17 protein-coding genes are annotated in these 19,446 nt (G+C 65.1%); 9 read left to right on the plus strand and 8 right to left on the minus strand.

Annotated elements, in window-relative coordinates; genetic code table 11:
* Positions 1 to 227: 227 nt before the first annotated feature.
* From acs to torC, 5 genes are all read right to left on the minus strand, one after another.
* Positions 228 to 2,174 carry an acetate--CoA ligase gene (acs, locus tag BN1119_RS06810; protein ID WP_041995623.1) on the minus strand — a complete coding sequence of 649 codons (1,947 nt, stop codon included), beginning with the start codon at positions 2,172 to 2,174 and terminating at the stop codon, positions 228 to 230.
* Between the two features lie 210 nt (positions 2,175 to 2,384).
* The gene (locus tag BN1119_RS06815) at positions 2,385 to 2,753 is read right to left on the minus strand and encodes a hypothetical protein (RefSeq protein WP_041995626.1); all 369 of its coding nucleotides are present in this window, start codon (positions 2,751 to 2,753) and stop codon (positions 2,385 to 2,387) included.
* 47 nt (positions 2,754 to 2,800) lie between these two features.
* The gene (torD, locus tag BN1119_RS06820) at positions 2,801 to 3,469 is read right to left on the minus strand and encodes a molecular chaperone TorD (protein WP_041995629.1); all 669 of its coding nucleotides are present in this window, start codon (positions 3,467 to 3,469) and stop codon (positions 2,801 to 2,803) included.
* Between the two features lie 95 nt (positions 3,470 to 3,564).
* A complete protein-coding gene (torA, locus tag BN1119_RS06825; protein WP_041995632.1) occupies positions 3,565 to 6,075 on the minus strand; it encodes a trimethylamine-N-oxide reductase TorA in 2,511 nt (836 codons plus the stop codon).
* 27 nt (positions 6,076 to 6,102) lie between these two features.
* A complete protein-coding gene (gene torC, locus BN1119_RS06830; RefSeq protein ID WP_041995634.1) occupies positions 6,103 to 7,266 on the minus strand; it encodes a pentaheme c-type cytochrome TorC in 1,164 nt (387 codons plus the stop codon).
* A gap of 147 nt (positions 7,267 to 7,413) precedes the next feature.
* Here torC and torR point away from each other — a divergent pair, with 147 nt between their 5' ends.
* Positions 7,414 to 8,124: a two-component system response regulator TorR gene (gene torR, locus BN1119_RS06835; protein ID WP_041995947.1), complete on the plus strand. Its 711-nt coding sequence runs from the start codon at positions 7,414 to 7,416 to the stop codon at positions 8,122 to 8,124.
* Positions 8,125 to 8,268: 144 nt separating this feature from the next.
* Here the strand turns inward: torR and BN1119_RS06840 are convergent, their stop codons facing one another.
* The 3 genes from BN1119_RS06840 to torT all read right to left on the minus strand — a co-directional run bounded on the left by BN1119_RS06840 (position 8,269) and on the right by torT (position 10,338).
* Positions 8,269 to 8,544 carry a hypothetical protein gene (locus BN1119_RS06840; RefSeq protein ID WP_041995636.1) on the minus strand — a complete coding sequence of 92 codons (276 nt, stop codon included), beginning with the start codon at positions 8,542 to 8,544 and terminating at the stop codon, positions 8,269 to 8,271.
* Positions 8,545 to 8,555: 11 nt separating this feature from the next.
* A complete protein-coding gene (locus BN1119_RS06845) occupies positions 8,556 to 9,065 on the minus strand; it encodes a GNAT family N-acetyltransferase (RefSeq protein WP_041995639.1) in 510 nt (169 codons plus the stop codon).
* Positions 9,066 to 9,261: 196 nt separating this feature from the next.
* The gene (torT, locus tag BN1119_RS06850) at positions 9,262 to 10,338 is read right to left on the minus strand and encodes a TMAO reductase system periplasmic protein TorT (RefSeq protein WP_041995642.1); all 1,077 of its coding nucleotides are present in this window, start codon (positions 10,336 to 10,338) and stop codon (positions 9,262 to 9,264) included.
* Positions 10,339 to 10,409: 71 nt separating this feature from the next.
* Between torT and torS the strand changes: the two genes are divergently transcribed.
* The 8 genes from torS (at position 10,410) to nusB (ending at position 19,433) form a co-directional block, all read left to right on the plus strand.
* Positions 10,410 to 13,292: a TMAO reductase system sensor histidine kinase/response regulator TorS gene (gene torS, locus BN1119_RS06855; RefSeq protein WP_041995645.1), complete on the plus strand. Its 2,883-nt coding sequence runs from the start codon at positions 10,410 to 10,412 to the stop codon at positions 13,290 to 13,292.
* A 214-nt stretch (positions 13,293 to 13,506) separates the two neighbouring features.
* On the plus strand, positions 13,507 to 14,760 hold the full coding sequence (gene glyA / locus BN1119_RS06860; RefSeq protein WP_041995648.1) for a serine hydroxymethyltransferase: 1,254 nt from the start codon (positions 13,507 to 13,509) through the stop codon (positions 14,758 to 14,760).
* A gap of 165 nt (positions 14,761 to 14,925) precedes the next feature.
* Positions 14,926 to 15,375: a transcriptional regulator NrdR gene (gene nrdR, locus BN1119_RS06865; protein WP_041995651.1), complete on the plus strand. Its 450-nt coding sequence runs from the start codon at positions 14,926 to 14,928 to the stop codon at positions 15,373 to 15,375.
* Between the two features lie 56 nt (positions 15,376 to 15,431).
* Positions 15,432 to 16,541 carry a bifunctional diaminohydroxyphosphoribosylaminopyrimidine deaminase/5-amino-6-(5-phosphoribosylamino)uracil reductase RibD gene (gene ribD, locus BN1119_RS06870; protein WP_041995654.1) on the plus strand — a complete coding sequence of 370 codons (1,110 nt, stop codon included), beginning with the start codon at positions 15,432 to 15,434 and terminating at the stop codon, positions 16,539 to 16,541.
* A gap of 20 nt (positions 16,542 to 16,561) precedes the next feature.
* A complete protein-coding gene (locus BN1119_RS06875) occupies positions 16,562 to 17,218 on the plus strand; it encodes a riboflavin synthase (protein ID WP_041995656.1) in 657 nt (218 codons plus the stop codon).
* A 75-nt stretch (positions 17,219 to 17,293) separates the two neighbouring features.
* Positions 17,294 to 18,403, plus strand: a complete 1,110-nt coding sequence (gene ribBA, locus BN1119_RS06880) for a bifunctional 3,4-dihydroxy-2-butanone-4-phosphate synthase/GTP cyclohydrolase II (RefSeq protein ID WP_041995658.1) — start codon at positions 17,294 to 17,296, stop codon at positions 18,401 to 18,403.
* A gap of 131 nt (positions 18,404 to 18,534) precedes the next feature.
* A complete protein-coding gene (gene ribH, locus BN1119_RS06885) occupies positions 18,535 to 19,005 on the plus strand; it encodes a 6,7-dimethyl-8-ribityllumazine synthase (protein WP_041995660.1) in 471 nt (156 codons plus the stop codon).
* A 14-nt stretch (positions 19,006 to 19,019) separates the two neighbouring features.
* Positions 19,020 to 19,433: a transcription antitermination factor NusB gene (gene nusB, locus BN1119_RS06890; protein WP_041995662.1), complete on the plus strand. Its 414-nt coding sequence runs from the start codon at positions 19,020 to 19,022 to the stop codon at positions 19,431 to 19,433.
* The last annotated feature ends 13 nt before the right edge of the window (positions 19,434 to 19,446 follow it).

The following is a 19,446-nucleotide window of genomic DNA, read 5'->3' on the forward strand; positions in this document are numbered from 1 at the left end:
GACCAGAAATCTAGCCATTTTTTGCGCAATTCGGTGTGCACTGGCACACAGATTTCGCAATTATATTGATTTCGTGAAAATTAGCAGCATTTTACTGGTCTAATCTCTACATCTGTCTGTTTATTGACCATGTTGGCGCCCAGAGCCGCGCTGGTGCCGTGTCCGCCTGTTCAGATACGACAAAGCCGGCGCAAGGCCGGCTTTGTCGAGCAACAAACGAAACGGGATCAGGCCGCTTCCGACTTCTCGCGAATGAGTTTGTCCACCACACCCGGATCCGCCAGGGTGGAGATATCCCCCAGGCTGTCGGTCTCGCCGGTGGCTATCTTGCGCAATATCCGGCGCATGATCTTGCCGGAGCGGGTCTTGGGCAGCCCCTCGGCCCAGTGGATCACATCCGGGGTGGCGATGGCGCCAATCTCCTTGCGCACCCACTCCTTCACCTCTTTATGCAGCTCGCGGCTCGGCTCCTCCCCGGCGATCAGGGTGACATAGGCATAGATGCCCTGACCCTTGATCTCGTGGGGCACGCCCACCACCGCCGCCTCGGCGATCTTGGGATGGGCCACCAGAGCCGATTCTATTTCGGCTGTGCCCATGCGGTGGCCGGAGACGTTGAGTACATCATCGACCCGACCCGTGATCCAGTAGTAGCCATCCTCGTCGCGACGGGCACCGTCGCCGGTGAAGTAGCGGCCGGGGAAGGTGGAGAAGTAGGTCTGCTCGAAGCGCTCGTGGTCGCCGAACACGGTGCGCATCTGGCCGGGCCAGGAGTCGGTGATCACCAGGTTGCCCTCGGTGGCACCCTCCAGGGGCTCACCCAGGTTGTCCACCAGGGCGGGCTGCACCCCGAAGAAGGGACGGGTGGCTGAGCCCGGTTTCAGGGCGGTCACGCCGGGCAGGGGGCTGATCAGGATGCCGCCGGTCTCGGTCTGCCACCAGGTATCGACGATGGGGCAACGTTCGTCCCCTATGGTGCGGTAGTACCACTCCCAGGCTTCCGGGTTGATGGGTTCCCCCACCGATCCCATGATGCGCAGGCTGGCGCGGGAGGTACCCTCGATGGCCTCGTTGCCCTTGGCCATCAGGGCGCGAATGGCGGTCGGCGCGGTATAGAGAATGCTGACCTTGTGCTTGTCCACCACCTGACTCATGCGGTTGCTGGCGGGGTAGTTGGGCACCCCTTCGAACATGATGGTGGTGGCGCCGTTGGCGAGCGGCCCGTAGACCAGGTAGGAGTGGCCGGTGACCCAGCCCACGTCGGCGGTACACCAGTAGATGTCCTCTTCGTGGTAGTCGAACACGTACTTGAAGGTGAGGGCGGCATAGACCAGGTAGCCGCCGGTGGTGTGCAGCACCCCCTTGGGTTTGCCGGTGGAGCCCGAGGTGTAGAGGATGAAGAGGGGATCCTCGGCGTTCATCGCCTCTGGGGCGCAGTCGGCGCTCGCCGTGGCCATGGCGTCATGCCACCAGAGATCCCTGTGACCGTGCCAGGCGACGTCGCCGCCGGTGCGTTTGAGCACGATCACCTTCTCGATGCGGGTCTGTGGGTTGGTGAGCGCTTCGTCCACGTTCTTCTTGAGAGGGACGGCACGGCCGCCACGCAGCCCCTCGTCGGCCGTAATGACGATGGAAGAGCCCGAGTCTATGATGCGCCCGGCCAGGGCCTCGGGGGAGAAGCCGCCGAAGACGATGCTGTGCACGGCGCCGATGCGGGTACAGGCCAGCATGGCCACGGCCGCTTCCGGCACCATGGGCATGTAGAGGCAGACCACGTCACCGCGCTTGACCCCTTGCGCCTTGAGTACGTTGGCAAACTTGCACACTTCACCATGCAGCTCGCGATAGGTGAGGGTGCGATCCTCGGCGGGGTTGTCCCCTTCCCAGATGATGGCGACCTTGTCGCCACGCTGGGCCAGGTGTCTGTCCAGGCAGTTGGCGGAGACGTTGAGCTGGCCATCCTCGAACCACTTGATGGAGACATGGCCGGGGTCATAGGAGCTGTTCTTGACCTTGGTGTAGGGGGTCATCCAGTCGACAATCTTGCCTTGCTCCGCCCAGAAGGCGTCCGGATCCTGCACCGAGGCCTGATACATGGCCTCATAGCCCGCTTGATCCAGCAGGGCCCCCTGGCTGATGTGGGTCTTGACCGGGTAGACCTTGTGCTCGCTCATCTTTCACTCCTTTGAATACATCCTTTTAATAATTAGATAACAACTTATACCTTTGCCGGGGGAGGGCAATTAGACTTTTGGATAGCCGTGCGCCAGCCCTCATTTCCCGTAGACAGGGTGGGCGTCGGGGACGAAGGGGCAGGTGTGCGGCCGACGAGCAGCGCAAGAGCAAGAAAGAGGCAAGCTGGTCGACGCCGCCTGGGCGAGTGGTTAGCCCTTCTGGCGGCCGAAGGCCTGGATGCCGCGCACCAGCACCAGCAGAGAGAGCAGATGAAAGGGCAGCGCCAGCGCCCACAGCAGCCACCAGTTTGGCTCACCCCCATCGCAATGGATGAAAGCGACCCAGGCGACCAGCAGGGTCAGCATGCCGGCGAGCTGGAAGCGGCGTCTGAGCACCACCTCCACCCCCAGATTGGCGAGATACAGGGTCAGCAGCACACCGGCAAAGCCGGTGAGCTGGGCGCTGCCATAGAGCTCGCGGTTGCTGTCAAACAGCAGTGTGACAAGGGGGGTCAGGCCCTGCTCGCTCGGGATCAGGGCCAGCAGCCAGCAGGCGATGAGCAACAGGGCCGTTTTCATGGCATCAGCAACCCGCCGGCGAGCATCAAGGGGGGCGACAGCATGGCTCAGGAGGCGGGATGGTCTGCCTGAACCAGGCTCAGGTAGTTGGCATCCATCAGCAGGAATACCCCGAGCAGGCGGGCGCAGGCGCCATAGAAGCCGAAGTTGTCCTTGGCGCGGCACCCTTGTTCGAAGCGGCTGAACCAGCCGAGCAGGTGTTCGTGCAGCAGCTCATCCTGCTCGGCGAGCCAGCGGGTGCGCTCATCGGCAGTGCGCGCCTCGGCGGCGCAGATGATGAGGTTGCCCATCAGATCCAGCTCGATGGCCAGGTGATCCTCGGGCTCCTTGTACTTGTCGCTGACGCTGATGCCAAGGCGGGTGAGGCGCGCCTGCATCTGCGCCATGGGCGCTTGCATCAGCAGGCCCCCTTCCCCGCGATAGAGGGATTCGTAAGGCGGCACCCCCTGCTTGGGGTCACAAAGGAAGAGGCCGGCGAAATCGGCGGCCAGTTCCAGCTGGCGATCGGGGCGTACCAGCAGACGGGCGATGGCGTCATTGAGTTCGGCCACGGCGTCGCGCATCGGGTCCAGGGTAGAGAGACTCTTCAGGAAGCTGCGCACGTCATAGCTGTCGTATTCGGCGATCTGTTCATCAGACAGTTCGGCGGCAAACAGGGTGGCGAACCACCAGTAGAGTTCGGCCCTGCGTTCGCTTGTGGCCAGAAATTCCTGCATTTTTCCTCCGTTGATGACAGTCGGGAGCCGTGTTGGCCCCCGATTCTAACGACTTTGGCAATAAAGGAAACCATGGGGTCCCTTTTGACTCGGGACTAGCCCCCCAGGCTTGCCTCCCGGGCCGGGAACATGGGGTCTATCCCTGCCGCCGACTCGGGTGCGCCGAAGGCGGTGACCGCCGGTATCTCCCCTTCGAACCTGGCAACCTCCACCAGGGCGGTGTGGGCCGTGGTGGCCTGGGAGAGGCTGGAGGCGCCTATGTCGGCGGTCAGCACATTGGGATCGCCATAGGTGCACAGGGTGCCGACCTTGCCCCCTTCCTGGGGGCCGTACCAGGCGCCCTCATGGATGCGCACCACGCCAGGAGCGTAGTCCTCGCTCACCACCAGGCCCGCCAGTACCTGACCGCGACCGTTGAACACCCGCACCAGATCCCCGTCCTTGAGGCCGCGCGCCCTGGCATCTGCCGGGCTCATGTAGAGGGGCTCGCGCCCCTGCACCGTGTAGCTGGCGCGGTAGTCGTCCGAGGAGCAGAGCTGGCTGTGCAGCCGCTTGTCCGGATGGCAGGATTGCAGGTGCAGCGGGAATTGCTGGCTGCCCGGGCCGCCGTGGGAGCGCTCATAGGGTTCAATCCAGACCGGGTGGCCGGGGCAATCGGCATAGCCGAAGTCGGCGATGGTCTTGGAGTAGATCTCGATGAGGCCAGAAGGTGTGCCAAGCGGTTCCAGATCCGGCTCCTGGCGGAAGGCGGCATGGCGCACCCAGGGCTCCCCGGCCGGGAAGCTGACGAAGCCTTCCCCATGCCAGAACTGGCTGAAGCGGGGCAGGCGCACCCCTATGCCACGGCCCTGCAGGCGGGCATCGTCATAGATGCTCTGGATCCACTCCAGCTTGCTCTTGCCGCCGGTGAACTCGGCCTCGCGCCCGAAGCGACGACAGAGATCGGCGAAGATGTCGTAGTCGTCGCGCGCCTCGAACAGGGGCTCCACTATCTTGTGCATGGCCAGGATGCCGGCGTTGGCGTGGGAACCCCACTGCTCCAAGTCGTCGCGCTCATAGGTGGTGGTGGCGGGCAGCACTATGTCGGCGAAGCGGCAGCTGGCGGTCCACTGGTGGTCGATGCTGACCACGGTTTCCAGCCTGCGCCAGGCGGCGATCATCTTGTTGCGATCCTGCTGATGGTGGAAGGGGTTGTTGCCGCAGAACACCGCCATCTTCATGGCCGGGTAGGTGATCTTCTGGCCGTTGAAGTCGATGGTCTTGCCCGGATTGAGGATGCAGTCGACGAAGCGGGCCACAGGGATGAACTTGGAGTACCCCTTGAAGTCGCCGTCGTGCAGCGGCTTGGTGCCGGGAATGACGGAGCTGAAACCGGACATGACGGGGCCGTTGGAGGTGATGGTGCCGGCGCCATTGTAGTGCCATCCGAAGCCAAATCCGCCGCCGGGCAGGCCGATCTGGCCCAGCATGGCCGCCAGCACCACCAGCATCCAGGCGTACTGCTCGCCATGGTGCATGCGCTGCACGCACCAGCCGCCGATGAGCTGGGTGCGGCCACTGGCCATGGTCCGTGCCAGCTCGCGTATGGTGTCGGCAGACACGCCGCAGATTGCCGCCGCCCAGTCGGCGCTCTTGGGTTGACCGTCGCTGGTGCCCAGCAGGTAGGGCAGGAACTTGTCGTAGCCCGTGGTGTACTCCTTGAGGAACCTGGCGTCGTGCAGCCCCTCGCTGTGCAGGGTGTGCGCCAGCGCCAGCATCAAGGGCAGATCGGTCTGGGGGTTGAGGGCAAGCTGTTCGCAGCCGAGGAACTTCTGGGTCTTGGATTTGACCGGATCGACGCTGATCACCCGGATCTCGCCCCTGGCCACCTTCTCTTTGAGCTGCGCCCAGTAGTCGTAGACCCCGTGATCCGGCACCAGCCAGCCCACCTGCAGGTTCTTGATGGGGTCGGACCCCCAGATGACGATGGTCTTGCTGCGTTCCAGCACCAGGGGCCAGGAGGTCTGCTGCTCGTACACCTCCATGGCGCCCGCCACATGGGGCAGGATCACCTGGGCGGCGCCGGTGGAGTAGTCCCCCGCCTTGGCGAGATAGGTGCCGTGCAGGTTCATGGCGCGCCCCAGCATGGCCCCGGCGGAGTGGAACTTGCCCACCGACTGCCAGCCGGAGTGGCCGGCATAGAGGGCGCTCGGGCCATGGGTTTTCTGCACCCGCTCCAGCTCGTGATAGAAGAAATCCAGGGCCTGGGACCAGGTCACCCGCACGAAGCGGTTCTGGCCACGCTCGCGGGTGTCGGACAGGTGCCCCTGGCGCAGCCAGTCAAGGCGCACCATGGGATAGCGGACCCGGGAGGGGTTGTAGACCACCTCACGCAAGCCTTGCAGCATCTCGGTCGGGTGCTTGTCGTGCTCGAAGGGGCGGGTCTCGACCCAGCGCCCCTCGACCACCCGGGCGCGGAAGGCGCCCCAGTGGGAGCCTGACAGCACCAGCTTGTCCTGGGCCTCGGCGGCCTGTACCGCGCGCCCCAGCAGGGAGGGGCCAATCAGGGCTGCCGCACCACCGGCCAGCATGCCCCCCAGAAAACCACGTCGGGAAACTGAGATCATTGTGTGTGTCCTCTCTCTGAGACTGGGTTAGTGCTGGCCCTGGCCACCGGTATCGGCGGCGTGGCTCTGCAGGTATTTGAGCAGGGTGCGCTCTTCCTCTTTGCTGAGGCGGTAGTAGGCCGACATCGCCTTGAGTCCCGAGATCCAGCCATTGGCGGTGAAGTGAGCCGGATCCGGCGCCCCGTGGCAGGAGTTGCAGGTGGATTTGTACATCTCGCCGGCGTAATCCCAGATGGGCTTGAGGGAGGGTTCGAGCCCCTTGCCATCGACCCAGGCGGTGACGGCAACCTGCTGCCAGCGGATATGGGTCGCCGGATCCGTCTGCTGCTCCAGCACAGTCTCATCGGCCTTGAGTTCATCGCGCACCGTGGCGACGAAGACCCGCTTGCCCATGTACTCGCTCAGCACCCGGCCCTTGCCGTCCTGCTCGCGCCAGCCCTGGATCCTGACCCTGAGCCGATCGTCGCCGCGCTCGAGCACCTCGATGCGGGACGCGGGCAGCAGACGGCCGGCCGGTTCGCTCGCCGTCTGGCTGGCAAACAGGTCCTTCTCGCCCAGGCTGTAGAGCACCTCGGCGGCGGGGGCCTCGGTCGCCTGGGCCTGCAGGGCGGCGAAACTGGCCCTGAAACCGCCGGCCATGTTGGGCAGCTCGTGGGCGATGCCCTTGTGGCACTCGATGCAGTTCATGTTCTTGGCGGCGGCATCCTTCATGGCCAGGGCCGCGGCGGGGGACTGCTTGGCGTGGTCCATGTTGTCGTAGCTGTGACAGGACTTGCAGGTCTTGGAGTTCTGGCTGCTCATGCGGGCCCAGACCCGTTCGGCCAGGTGCAGGCGCCTGTCCTCGAACTTCTCCTGGGTGTCGATGCTGTGGCCGATGAACTGCTGGTAGAGATCGTTGGCCGCCTCCATCTTGCGGGCCACCTTGCCGACGAAGTCTTTCGGCTGGTGGCAGTCGGTGCAGATGGCCTGGACGCCGGAGGCATTCTTGAAGTGCACCGACTCCTTGTACTCGGGGTAGACGGTGCTCTCCATGGTGTGACAGGAGATGCAGAACTCGAGGCTGCTGGTCTTCTCGAAGCCGTAATGCAGACCGACCGAGCCGGCCAGAGTGACGCCGACCCCGACCAGTACCAGGGCCAGTACCGACCAGCGCCGACTGGGGGTGCGCAGGTATTGCCACAGTTTTTTCATGAGTGTTCGTCTCTTATGACTCTTTTGATGGGGGCCATGATAGGGAGATGCTGTGAACAGGGTTGGCGGGGGAAATTAATGAAATAGGGGTATTTATGACAAAATATGAATAGAATGATGACCCTGTTACTGCTGCGGAGCCCGCCGATGCGCCCTCATATCCTGGTTGTTGAAGACGATGTCGTGACCCGCGAGAAACTGGTCGGCTATTTCGAGCGCGAAGGCTATCGGGTGAGCGCGGCGGGAGATGGCAAGGAGATGCGGGCCCTGCTGGCGCGGGAGAGCGTCTCCCTCATCATGCTCGACATCAACCTGCCCGGGGAGGATGGTCTGCAGCTGACCCGCGAGCTCAGGGCCCAGAGCAGGGTGGGCATCATCCTGGTGACGGGTCGCAGCGATGCGGTGGACAGAATCGTGGGCCTCGAGATGGGTGCCGATGACTATGTCACCAAGCCGTTCGAGCTGCGGGAGCTGCTGGTGCGGGTCAAGAACCTGCTGTGGCGCATCTCCCTGATGGGCAGCGAGACTCAAAGCGACGAGGGCGACGATGCGGTGCGCTTTGGCCCCTGGCGTTTCGACATTCCCCGTCGCCAGCTCAGCAAGGATGGGGTCCCCGTGCGCCTGACCAAGGCGGAGTACGAGCTGCTGGTGGCCTTCGTCGCCCACCCCGGGCGGGTGCTGAGCCGGGAGCGGATCCTCTCCCTCATCAGCCATCGCGGCGACGGGCCGAGCGATCGCACCATAGACGTGCTGATCCGGCGGCTGCGGGGCAAGATGGAGCCGGATCCCCGGGATCCCCAGCTGTTCGTCACCGTGCACGGCGAGGGCTATCTGTTCGCCGCCGAGCTGCAACCCTGAGGCGAGCCCCCCCTGCCAGCTCCCCGGCGGCTCGTCACCGTGCCCGGCCAGGGCGCCCGGTTCGCCATGGCCGCGCCCTCATCCTGAGGCGATCCCTCTGTTTGCTTCCCCTCTCTCCTGGCCTGGGCTTGCCCGGGGCCGGGCCTATTGGCTCCTGAACAGCACCCGGTGACAGCGGGGGCAGGCGTACTGATGGCGAAAGTCGGCCAGATGGACCCTGCCCTGCGCCTGCAATCCAAGGTGACCGCAGTGGTGACAGGCGATCCCGTCCTCGCCTCTGGCCTCGGGATGGAGAGCCAGGTACTGCTCCCGGGTGGGCAGGGACTGCCAGTCGACCGGGCGCCCCTTGCGCCCGCGACAGAAGTAGACCCAGTAGAACAGGGCAAAGCCCAGCAGGATCAACAGCAGCAGATGGTTCATGGGATGCCTCCTTATGCCGAGAGGTGGGGGTGGTGAGAGGGAAGAGGGGGCAGGGGGGTGATGAGCAACTGTCCCTCTGCATCAGGGAGCCCCTCCTTGCGCCAACCCTGGCGCAGACAGAAACGTTCGGCGGCCAGGTTGGCGGACAGGCAGCGCAGGGAGGCCGAGGTGCAGCCGGCGGCGCGGATCCGTTGCAGCGCCTGGGCCAGCAGCCAGCATCCCAAGCCCCGGCCTCGCCATTGTGGCACCAGGTAGATCAGATGGATGTGGCCACGCCGGCTGCCATCCTGATGAACCATGACCGGCGCCAGGGCCAGCTGGCCAATGGGGCACAGATGATGGCAGAGGTGCAACAGGCCATGGGGCCGCTGCCGGGCCAGGGCATGGAGCCAGGCCCGGGTCTGGCGCTCGTCAAAGCCTGCGTCGCTGCCGTGGCCGATGCGCCAGGTATCCCGGTGACAGGCCAGGGTAAAGGCGGGATAGGGGTCTTGGCTGACGGGCTTGAGCATGAGGCTGGTCATCGGCTGTCTCCTGTCTTGCGCCATCCGGAGTGGAAAAAGGCTTCGCATGAGAATCATAGGTCCGCCGGGGAGGGGGAACCATGACGGGCGTCCGGTTTTGGGGCAGGAAGGTAGACAATCGACATCCTGTACAGCCTGGGTTCAGGTTTGGGCCGCGCCTCCCTGTCGTCTCTGCCACGGGAGACGTGGCCTGTCTTCACTGGCGGGGAGGCGGAGCGCCGGGGGCGAGGCGATAGACGGGACGAAAGGCGGGGTCCGAGAGGGTGTCGCCGCTCGCGGCCAGGGGGCCGCTCAGGGTCAGGATGGCGGGCCCCATGCGGCGAGGGCACTGGGCCTCGCTGGCATCGGGGCGCTGCAACAGACAGACGGCCTGGGCCACGGCGAGGCGGCCCTGCTCGCGCATCTGATCGCTGTTGGCCAGTGCCAGCCTGCCGCGCAGCAGGGCACGCTGCACCCCGTGACTGAAGTAGATGGCGAGCACGGCGGGCCCCTGTCCGGCGCCCTGATCCCCACGGCGGGCCAGCTCGTTCACCGCCACCTCGGCCGCCATGGCCCCCCCCACCAGATAGTCGAGGTGCGGATGGCGGGTCAGCAACTGTTGCACCAGGCTGCGCTGGATCTCGCGGCTGTTGTCACCGCGCAGCGTGTCCACCAGGGTGATGGCACTGCCGGCGATGGCGGCGGAAAAGCCCGGTTCGACCACGCTGTTGCCGCCCCGGCCTTCGGGCCCGGGCAAGAGGGCGACCCGCACCGGCGGGCTGCCGGCGGGATGACGCAGGGCCAGCCAGTGGCCGATGCGCCACCCCATCTGATACCAGGGCACGCCGACCTGGGCGACCACATGGGCGGGAGGCAGGGCGTTGACCAGGCCGAACACGGGCAGCGGACTCTTGCCAATGGCCTCGGCCAGCGCAGGCCCATCGACGGCGCCGAGCAAGATGGCGTCACTGCCCTCCCGGGCGCACGCGGCGAGCTGGCGTGCCTGCTCGCTGCTGGCGCCATAGCCCCCCGCCTCATGGACCCGCAAGCCGACGCCGAGTCGGCTTGCCTCCTCCACCATGCCCTGATTGACCGAGAGCCAGTAGGCATCGCGCAGATGCGGGTAGAGGGCGCACAGCTCGAAGGGGCGCTCGGCGCGCACCGGGCCGGTCCAGGACAAGGGGGATGGCAACTGCAACGGGTCCGCCGTCTCGGGCCAGGGCTGAATGGTGAAGGCCGCCCGGGCGCAGACGGCGGGCAGGGTGAGCAGCAGGCAGAGGATCAGGCTTCGCATGGGAGCAGCTTTTGTTACAGTGTGAGACCATATTATCCCGACAATCACAGTGACAACCAAGGGGCCCTGTCGTGCGCACTCTCTCCGGTCTTGGCGGCAAGCTGCTGCTCGCCTTCTCCCTGATGGCCCTGCTGACCCTGACCGCCTCCCTGGTGGGCTGGCTTGGCCTGGGCCATCTGGGGGGGCTGGAGCGGCGGCTGCAACATACCCTGCTGACCCTGGACGGCGCCCGGGAACTGGCCCAGGTGAGCGGCGACATCCTCGCCTCGTCCCGCCTGCTCACCATGGCGGCCAACGAGGCGGAGCGAAGCCATCAGGGCCGGTTGCTGACCCTGCAGGGCCAGCAGTTGCAACGGCTGCTCGACCAGCTGGGGGAGGGGCGCGAGCAGGATGTCGCCTGGCAATCTCTGGATCAGCTGGGCTTGGCCATTCTGGGCAACCTGGGGCAGCAGGGGCGCCTGGTGGGGGAGCGGCTGGCGCTGCAAGGGCAGGGAGAGACGCTGCGCGGCGAGCTGGTGGCGGCGTCCGGCCGGGTCGCCGAACTGGCTCGCAGCCAGATGGAGAATGCCCAGACGGTCACGGTGGCCAACATCAGCGGCCTCTATGCCCTGCGGGGGGAGGCCGCCCGCTCGGCCCTGGATACCCTGCTCGAACAGGATCTCGACTGGCTGGAGCAGATGACGGAGCTGCGCCATCGCACCCTGATGCAGCAGCAGCGGCTCGAGGAGCTGTGGCGTGCCGACAACGGGGCTCGCCTCGATGGATTGATGGCGGAGTATGAACAGGATCTGGCGGTGATCCGGCTCAGGGCCGGGGCCGTCGCCGATCCCGGGCGTCGCCTGCGAGTGGCTGACGCCCTGGACCAGCTGGCCCGGGGGGAGCGGCTTGGCGAAATCCGTCGCCAATGGCTGGGGGTAGGGCAGGCCCTGGCCGCGCTCTCGGCCAGCAATCAGGTACTGATGGAGCGGCTCAACGGCAGCGTGGCCGAGGGGGTTCATGATGCCCGCAGCTCCCTGGCCCAGAGCCAGAGCCGCCTGAGCGAGCGGCTGGCGTTGACCGAGCATGGCCTGGGGCTGATCGGGGCCTTGACCCTGCTGGCCTTGGGCCTGTTGATGTGGCGCTTCGTCTATGGTCGCATCGTCTGGCCGTTGCAGCGCACCACCCGGGGGCTGAGCGCCCTGGCCCAGGGGGATCTGGGTCAGCCCCTGCCTCCCGTCGGCGGGGGAGACGAACTGGCGCAGTTGGCCCGGGCGCTGGCGGTGTTTCGCGACAACGCCATCGAGCTGCGCCGCTATCAGCAGGAGCTCGAATCCCGGGTGGCGGAGCGCACGGATCAGCTCAGCCTGGTCAATGCCCGCCTCAACGAGGAGGTGGCCAAGCAGGCCCAGGCCAGGGCCGAGGCGGAGCAGGCCAATCGCGCCAAGTCGGTCTTCCTCGCCACCATGAGCCACGAGATCCGCACCCCCATGAACGGCATCCTAGGGGGCCTGAGCCTGCTGGAGGGCACAGGGCTCGATCCCGGTCAGCAGCGCTATCTGGCCGCCATCAGCCAGAGCGGTGAATCCCTGCTCGAGATCCTCAATGACATCCTCGACTACTCCAAGATAGAGGCGGGCCACCTGGAGGCGAGGCGGGCGCCCTTCGATCTGCACGCCCTGGCTTGGGATCTGCTGGCGCTGTTTCGTCCCAGGGCAGAGGCCAAGGGGCTGAGCCTGTGCCTGTCACTGGCGCCCGAAGTGCCTCGCGCCGTCGAGGGAGATGGCGGCAAGCTGCGCCAGGTGCTGAGCAATCTGATTGGCAACGGCATCAAGTTCACCCGCAGCGGGGAGGTGCGGCTGACCATGGCGCCCCTCGGCTGTCGGGGCCCCTGCCCCCAGCCCTGTATCGCCTTCACGGTGAGCGACACCGGGCCCGGCATCCCCCCGGGCGAGCAGGACAGGGTGTTCGAGGCGTTTCGCCAGCGGCGGCGGGATGCGGGCCATAGTGGCGGAACCGGTCTGGGACTGGCCATCAGCCGCCGTCTGGTCGAGGCCATGGGGGGCGCGCTTGCCCTCGCCAGCGAGCCGGGCCTAGGCTGTCGCTTCTCGTTCAGTCTGGCGTTGCAGCCCACGGCCCTGCTGCAACCGCGCCAGCGGGAGCGGCTATCCATCCATGCCCCGCGGGACATTCTCCTGGTAGAGGACAACGAGATAAACCGGCTGGTGGCCGAGGGGATGCTGCTGCGCCTCGGTCATCGAGTGGTGATGGCCGAGGATGGCCGCGCCGCCCTGGCCGCCATCACGGCGCGCCCCTTCGATCTGGCCCTGCTCGACATCAATCTGCCGGACACAGATGGCCTGAGCCTGAGGGAGGACCTGGTGGCCATCAGCGAGGAAGAGCATGACAGCCCCCTGCCTGCCATCGCCATCTCGGCCCAGATGTACCCGGAGGACATACAGCACTGCCTGGCGAGCGGCTTTGCCGGTTTCGTCGGCAAGCCGGTGCGTCTGGCCGAGCTGGCCGACGCCATTACCGGGATCTTTGCCGACGAGGGCCAGGTGCCAGGGCTTCCTGCCGCGGCCCCGACCGGGCCCAGGGGGGAGGTTGCGCCTCGGGACGCCCTTGCCTCCTTCGAAGTAGATCCCGCCGAGTTTGCCGCCACGAGGGCGCAGCTGGACGAGGATCTTGCACTGCTGGGAGCCAGGCGCCTCGCCACCATGCTGACCCTGTTCGCGCAGCAGGGGGGCGAGCTGGTGGCCGACTTGCAGGGGAGTGACGCCGGGCCGGAGCGTGACCGGCTCGCCCACAAGCTCAAGGGCAGCGCCGCCAGCCTGGGGCTGGCGAGGCTGGTCCAGGTGTGCGAGGGGCTGGAGTCGGGGCGGGTGGCGCCCGGCGTCCTGGCGCAGGAGTGGCCCAGGGCCCTGGGGATCCTGACGCACTGGCGGCGGGCGCAGGGATGGGACAGCGAGGAATGACGCAAAGGGAAGAGTGACGCAAAGGAGAGGGTGCTCCCCGGCCCGATGAGAGAGCGGCTGGCCCCCCATCCGGGGAGAAGGGCGAGAATTTCTGGTTTTATTACATTTATTCAACATTTTTTTGGGTGGTCGGACTGTCCCTTTGATGTCGCTGCGGTTACAATGCGCGGGCCCCATATCGCCCATGCGCAAACGATTTTCAGGAGATAAACGGATGTTGAAACGTGACATGACCATCGCAGGCTATGATCCCCAGCTGTGGCAGGCCATCACAGACGAGACCCGTCGTCAGGAAGAGCACATCGAGCTGATCGCGTCTGAGAACTACACCAGCCCCCGCGTCATGGAAGCCCAGGGCTCCCAGCTGACCAACAAGTACGCCGAAGGCTACCCGGCCAAGCGTTACTACGGTGGTTGCGAGTACGTCGATGTGGTCGAGACCCTGGCCATCGAGCGCGCCAAGGAACTGTTCGGCGCCACCTACGCCAACGTGCAGCCGCACTCCGGCTCCCAGGCCAACAGCGCCGTCTACATGGCACTGCTGCAGCCGGGCGATACCGTGCTGGGCATGAACCTGGCCCACGGCGGTCACCTGACCCACGGTGCCCCGGTCAACTTCTCCGGCAAGCTCTACAACATCATCCCCTACGGCATCGATGAGTCCGGCAAGATCGACTATGTCGAGATGGAGCGTCTGGCCCTCGAGCACAAGCCGAAGATGATGATAGGTGGCTTCTCCGCCTACTCGGGCATCGTTGACTGGGCCAAGATGCGCGAAATTGCCGACAAGATCGGTGCTTATCTGTTCGTCGACATGGCCCACGTGGCCGGTCTGATTGCTGCGGGCGTCTACCCCAACCCGGTGCCCCACGCCCACGTGGTCACCTCCACCACCCACAAGACCCTGGCCGGTCCCCGTGGTGGTTTGATCCTCTCCGCCGCCGACGACGAAGATCTGTACAAGAAGCTGAACTCCGCCGTCTTCCCGGGTGGCCAGGGCGGCCCGCTGATGCACGTCATCGCCGGCAAGGCCGTGGCATTCAAAGAGGCCCTGGAGCCCGAGTTCAAGACCTACCAGGCGCAAGTGGTCAAGAACGCCAAGGCTATGGCCGCCACCTTCATCGAGCGTGGCTACAAGATCGTTTCCGGTGGCACCGACAACCATCTGATGCTGGTTGATCTGATCGGCCGCGAGCTGACCGGTAAAGAAGCCGATGCCGCGCTGGGCAAGGCCAACATCACGGTCAACAAGAACGCGGTACCGAACGACCCGCGTTCCCCGTTTGTCACCTCCGGCGTGCGGATCGGTACCCCGGCCATCACCCGCCGCGGTTTCAAGGAAGCCGAGTCCATCGAGCTGACCCACTGGATCTGCGACGTGCTGGACAACCACGACAACGAAGAAGTGCTGGCCACAGTGCGCGAGAAAGTGCTGGCCGTCTGCCGTCGTCTGCCGGTTTACGCCTGATAGCTCTCCCCTTGGGGAAAACAAGTGCCAAATGCCGCCCCTGGTCAGCCTGGGGCGGCATTGTTTTTTATGGGCTTTTACCGGTTTCCGGGGGCCGTGTTACACTGGCCCACCTCATTCCTGACCCCAGGGCAGGATGTTTGAATCCTTTGCGCCGGAGGTGTGATGCATTGCCCTTTCTGTAGTGCCGTGGATACCAAGGTGATCGATTCCCGCCTGGTGGCGGAAGGCCATCAGGTACGTCGCCGTCGTGAGTGCCTGCTTTGCCACGAGCGTTTCACCACCTTCGAGATGGCCGAGCTGGTGATGCCAAGGGTCATCAAGTCCAACGGCTCTCGCGAACCCTTCAACGAAGAGAAGCTGAGGGGCGGCATATTGCGGGCGCTGGAGAAGCGCCCGGTGAGCATGGAGGCGATCGAGAAGGGGGTGAACCACATCAAGTCCCGCCTGCGCGCCACCGGCGAGCGGGAGGTGCCCTCCAAGCTGGTGGGCAACCTGGTGATGGACGAACTCAAGGGCCTGGACAAGGTGGCCTACATCCGCTTCGCCTCCGTCTATCGCAGCTTCGAGGATATTCGCGAATTCGGCGAAGAGATCGCCAAGCTTGAGAAGTAGACCCGTTGCCCGGTTGCTTCACAGACCCACTTTTTTCGCCTGACACGGGAGCCCAGATGTTTAGTCAAGACGATTACCAATGGATGAGCAGGGCCCTCGAACTGGCCCGCCGCGGCCGTTATACCACGGCCCCCAATCCCTGCGTCGGTTGCGTGCTGGTCAAGGATGGCGTTGTCGTCGGCGAAGGCTGGCACCAGCGTGCCGGTCAGCCCCACGCCGAGGTCTATGCCCTCCATGGCGCCGGTGAGGCCGCACGGGGCGTCACCGCCTATGTGACCCTGGAGCCCTGCTCCCACCATGGCCGCACCCCGCCCTGCGCCGAGGCCTTGATTCAGGCTGGCGTGGCCCGGGTGGTGGCCGCCATGGTCGACCCCAATCCCCAGGTGGGCGGGCGTGGGCTGCGGATGCTCTCCGAGGCTGGCATCAAGACCGACTTCGGCCTGCTGGCCGCCGAGGCCGAAGCCCTCAATCCCGGCTTCTTCAAGCGGATGCGCACCGGTTTCCCGCAGGTGACGGTCAAGCTGGGGGCCAGCCTGGATGGTCGCACCGCCATGGCGAGCGGCGAGAGTCAGTGGATCACCTCCCCCGAGGCGCGTCGGGACGTGCAGCGGCTGCGGGCGCGCCATGACGCCGTGCTCTCCAGCGCCGAAACCGTGCTGGCGGACAAGGCCTCCCTGACCGTGCGCTGGGACGAGCTGCCCCCTTCGGTCAAGGCAGCCTATCCCAGGGAGAGCCTGCGCCAGCCGCTGCGGGTGGTGATCGACTCGCAAAACCGACTCACCCCGGATCTGCCGCTGTTTGCCAGCCCGGGCCCCGTGCTGCTGGCACGGCTGCAGAGCGACGGCGAGTGGCCCGAGTCGGTGCAGCAGATGGTGCTGCCCCGGCTGGAGGAGCGGGTCGACCTGGTCAGCCTCTTCATGCTGCTGGCCAAGCAGGGGATCAACTCAGTGCTGGTGGAGGCGGGGCCGCGCCTGTGTGGCGCCCTGCTGGAGAAGGGACTGGTGGACGAGCTGGTGCTCTATCAGGCACCCAAGCTGCTGGGGGATGAGGGCAGGGGCATGTTCCAGCTGCCGGGTCTGGCGCGACTGTTCCAGGCGCCCAAGCTGACCCTCAAGGATGTACGCCTGGTGGGCCAGGATATCAGGATCACGGCCAGGCTAGCCTGAGCCCGAGGAGAGGCAAGACGATGTTTACCGGAATTATCGAAGCCATGGGCACCCTGACCGAGCTGCGCCGTCAGGGAGAGGATGTGGTGCTGACCGTGGAGGCTCCCGGCCTCGACTTCAGCGACGTCAAGCTGGGCGACTCCATCGCCACCAATGGCGTCTGTCTCACCGTCGTCGCCCTGGGGGACAAGCGCTACAGCGCCGATGTGTCGCTGGAAACCTTGGCACGCACCGGCTTTGCCCAGGCCAAGGTCGGGGACAGGGTGAACCTGGAAAAAGCACTGACCCCGAGTTCGCGCCTCGGCGGCCATCTGGTCTCAGGCCACGTGGATGGCATGGGCCAGGTGATGAGCAGACAGAGCAGCGGCCGCGCCATCGAGTACTGGATCAAGGCGCCAGCGGACCTGTCCCGCTATATCGCCGAGAAGGGCTCGATTGCGGTGGATGGCATCAGCCTGACGGTGAACGCCGTCAAGGGAGATGCGTTCTTGCTCACCATAGTGCCCCATACCGCAGAAGAGACCACGATCGCGCGCTGGAAGCCCGGTCACAGGGTCAATCTGGAGGTGGATCAGATAGCCCGTTATCTGGAGCGGTTGCTGCAAGGCGGGGCCGGAGCCCAGGCGCCGAGCAGCACCCTGACCCTGGCGAAGTTGGCCCAATCGGGCTTTTTGTGAGCCCGGTCTGATTGAAACGGGGCCAGCAGCCCCCATCTAGCCCTTACGCATTTATCACCTTTGACGGAGTAGCCCATGGCGCTTAGCACAACCCAGGAAATCATCGCCGACATCAAGGCGGGCAAGATGGTGATCCTGATGGATGACGAAGACAGGGAGAACGAAGGGGACCTCATCATGGCGGCCTCCTGTGTGCGGCCCGAGGACATCAACTTCATGGCCCGCTACGGCCGTGGCCTCATCTGCCTGACCCTGACCCGGGATCGCTGCAAGCAGCTGGCGCTGCCCCTCATGGTTGACCGCAACAATGCCCAGTTCTCCACCGCCTTCACCGTGACCATAGAGGCGGCCGAGGGGGTGACCACGGGCATCTCCGCCGCCGATCGCGCCGTCACCGTACAGGCCGCCGTGGCCCCTGATGCCAAGGCCGCCGATCTGGTGCAGCCCGGTCACATCTTCCCGCTGATGGCGCAAGATGGCGGCGTGCTGACCCGGGCCGGTCACACCGAAGCGGGTTGCGATCTGGCGCGTCTTGCCGGTTACGAGGCGGCCTCCGTCATCGTCGAGATCCTCAACGAGGATGGCACCATGGCGCGCCGTCCCGACCTTGAGGTCTTCGCCGAGCAGCATGGCATCAAGCTTGGCACCATTGCGGATCTCATCGAGTACCGCAACCAGCACGAGACCACGGTGGAGAAGGTGGCCGAGTGCAAGCTGCCCACCGAGTTTGGCGAATTCGACCTCATTACCTTCCGCGATACCATAGACAACCAGGTGCATTTCGCCCTCAAGAAAGGCGAGGTGACAGCCGATCAGCCGACCCTGGTACGGGTCCATCTGCACGACGTGCTGAGCGATCTGCTGCTGACCGATCGCCACGCGGCCCGCAGCTGGCCCTTGCCCAAATCCATGGCCCGCATCGCCGAAGAGGGGGGGGTGCTGGTGATCCTGGGGGCCGAGGCACAGGGCGCCGAGCTGCTGGCCAGGGTCAAGGGGTTCGAGGCCGCCGACAAGGGATTGGCGCCGGAAGGGGCCAAGTGGCAGGGCACCTCGCGCCGGGTCGGCGTCGGCTCCCAGATCCTCAAGACCCTGGGGGTCGGCAAGATGCGCCTGCTGAGCTCGCCGAAAAAATATCACGCCCTCGGCGGTTTCGGCCTTGAAGTCGTGGAATACGTCGGCGAATAAGCGTGTCGCCCCAATGAAATCGCGCTCATGGCCGCCCGTTGCGGCCATGGTTTTTGTCGTGGGTCTGTTGTGCTAGACTGTGCGCACTTTTGACCCCGGCCATATTTGACTGCATAGCTACAGGATTGCCAATGAAGGTTATCGAAGGGAATATCGCCGCCCCAGAGGCGCGCGTTGCAATTGTCGTTGCCCGTTTCAACAGCTTCATCAACGAGAGCCTGATCGAGGGCGCCGTTGACGTACTCAAGCGTCAGGGTCAGGTGCAAGACAGCAACCTCACTCTGGTACGTGTGCCGGGTGCCGTCGAAATCCCTCTGGCGGCCAAGAAGCTGGCCAAGAGTGGCAAGTATGACGCCATCGTCGCCCTCGGCACCGTCATTCGTGGTGGTACCTACCACTTCGAACTGGTGGCCAGCGAGAATGGCAAGGGTCTGGCCCAGGTGATGATGGAGCATGAAATTCCCGTCGCCTTCGGCGTGCTGACCACAGAGAACATAGAACAAGCCATCGAGCGCGCCGGTACCAAGGCGGGTAACAAGGGTGCAGAGGCTGCACTGAGTGCGCTCGAAATGATCAACGTCCTGAAACAACTGGACGTGTAACGAGGAGAAGTAGATTGAAACCGTCTGAGCGCCGTAAGGCCCGCCATTGCGCCACCCAGGCCATCTACCAGTGGCAGATGACCCAGGCCAACGTGGGGGACATCGAAGAGCAGTTCAAGATAGATCAGGACACCAAAGGGGTGGATCTGAACTATTTCCGCGATCTGCTGTTCGGGGTTGCCCTGCATTGCAACGAGCTGGACAAGGCGTACTCGCCTTTCCTCTCCCGTCCGCTCGATGAAGTGGACATGGTGGACAAGGCGATCCTGCGCCTGGCGACCTATGAGCTGACCCGTCGTGATGATGTGCCGCCCCGCGTGGTGATCAACGAAGCGATCGAGCTGGCCAAGGCGTTTGCCGCCGATGACAGCCACAAGTTTGTCAACGGTGTGCTGGACAAGGTCATCAAGACGCTGAACAAGCGTTAATCCCTGTGCCACA

The organism is Aeromonas bivalvium (assembly GCF_000819765.1).
GTDB classification, from domain to species: Bacteria; Pseudomonadota; Gammaproteobacteria; order Enterobacterales; family Aeromonadaceae; genus Aeromonas; species Aeromonas bivalvium.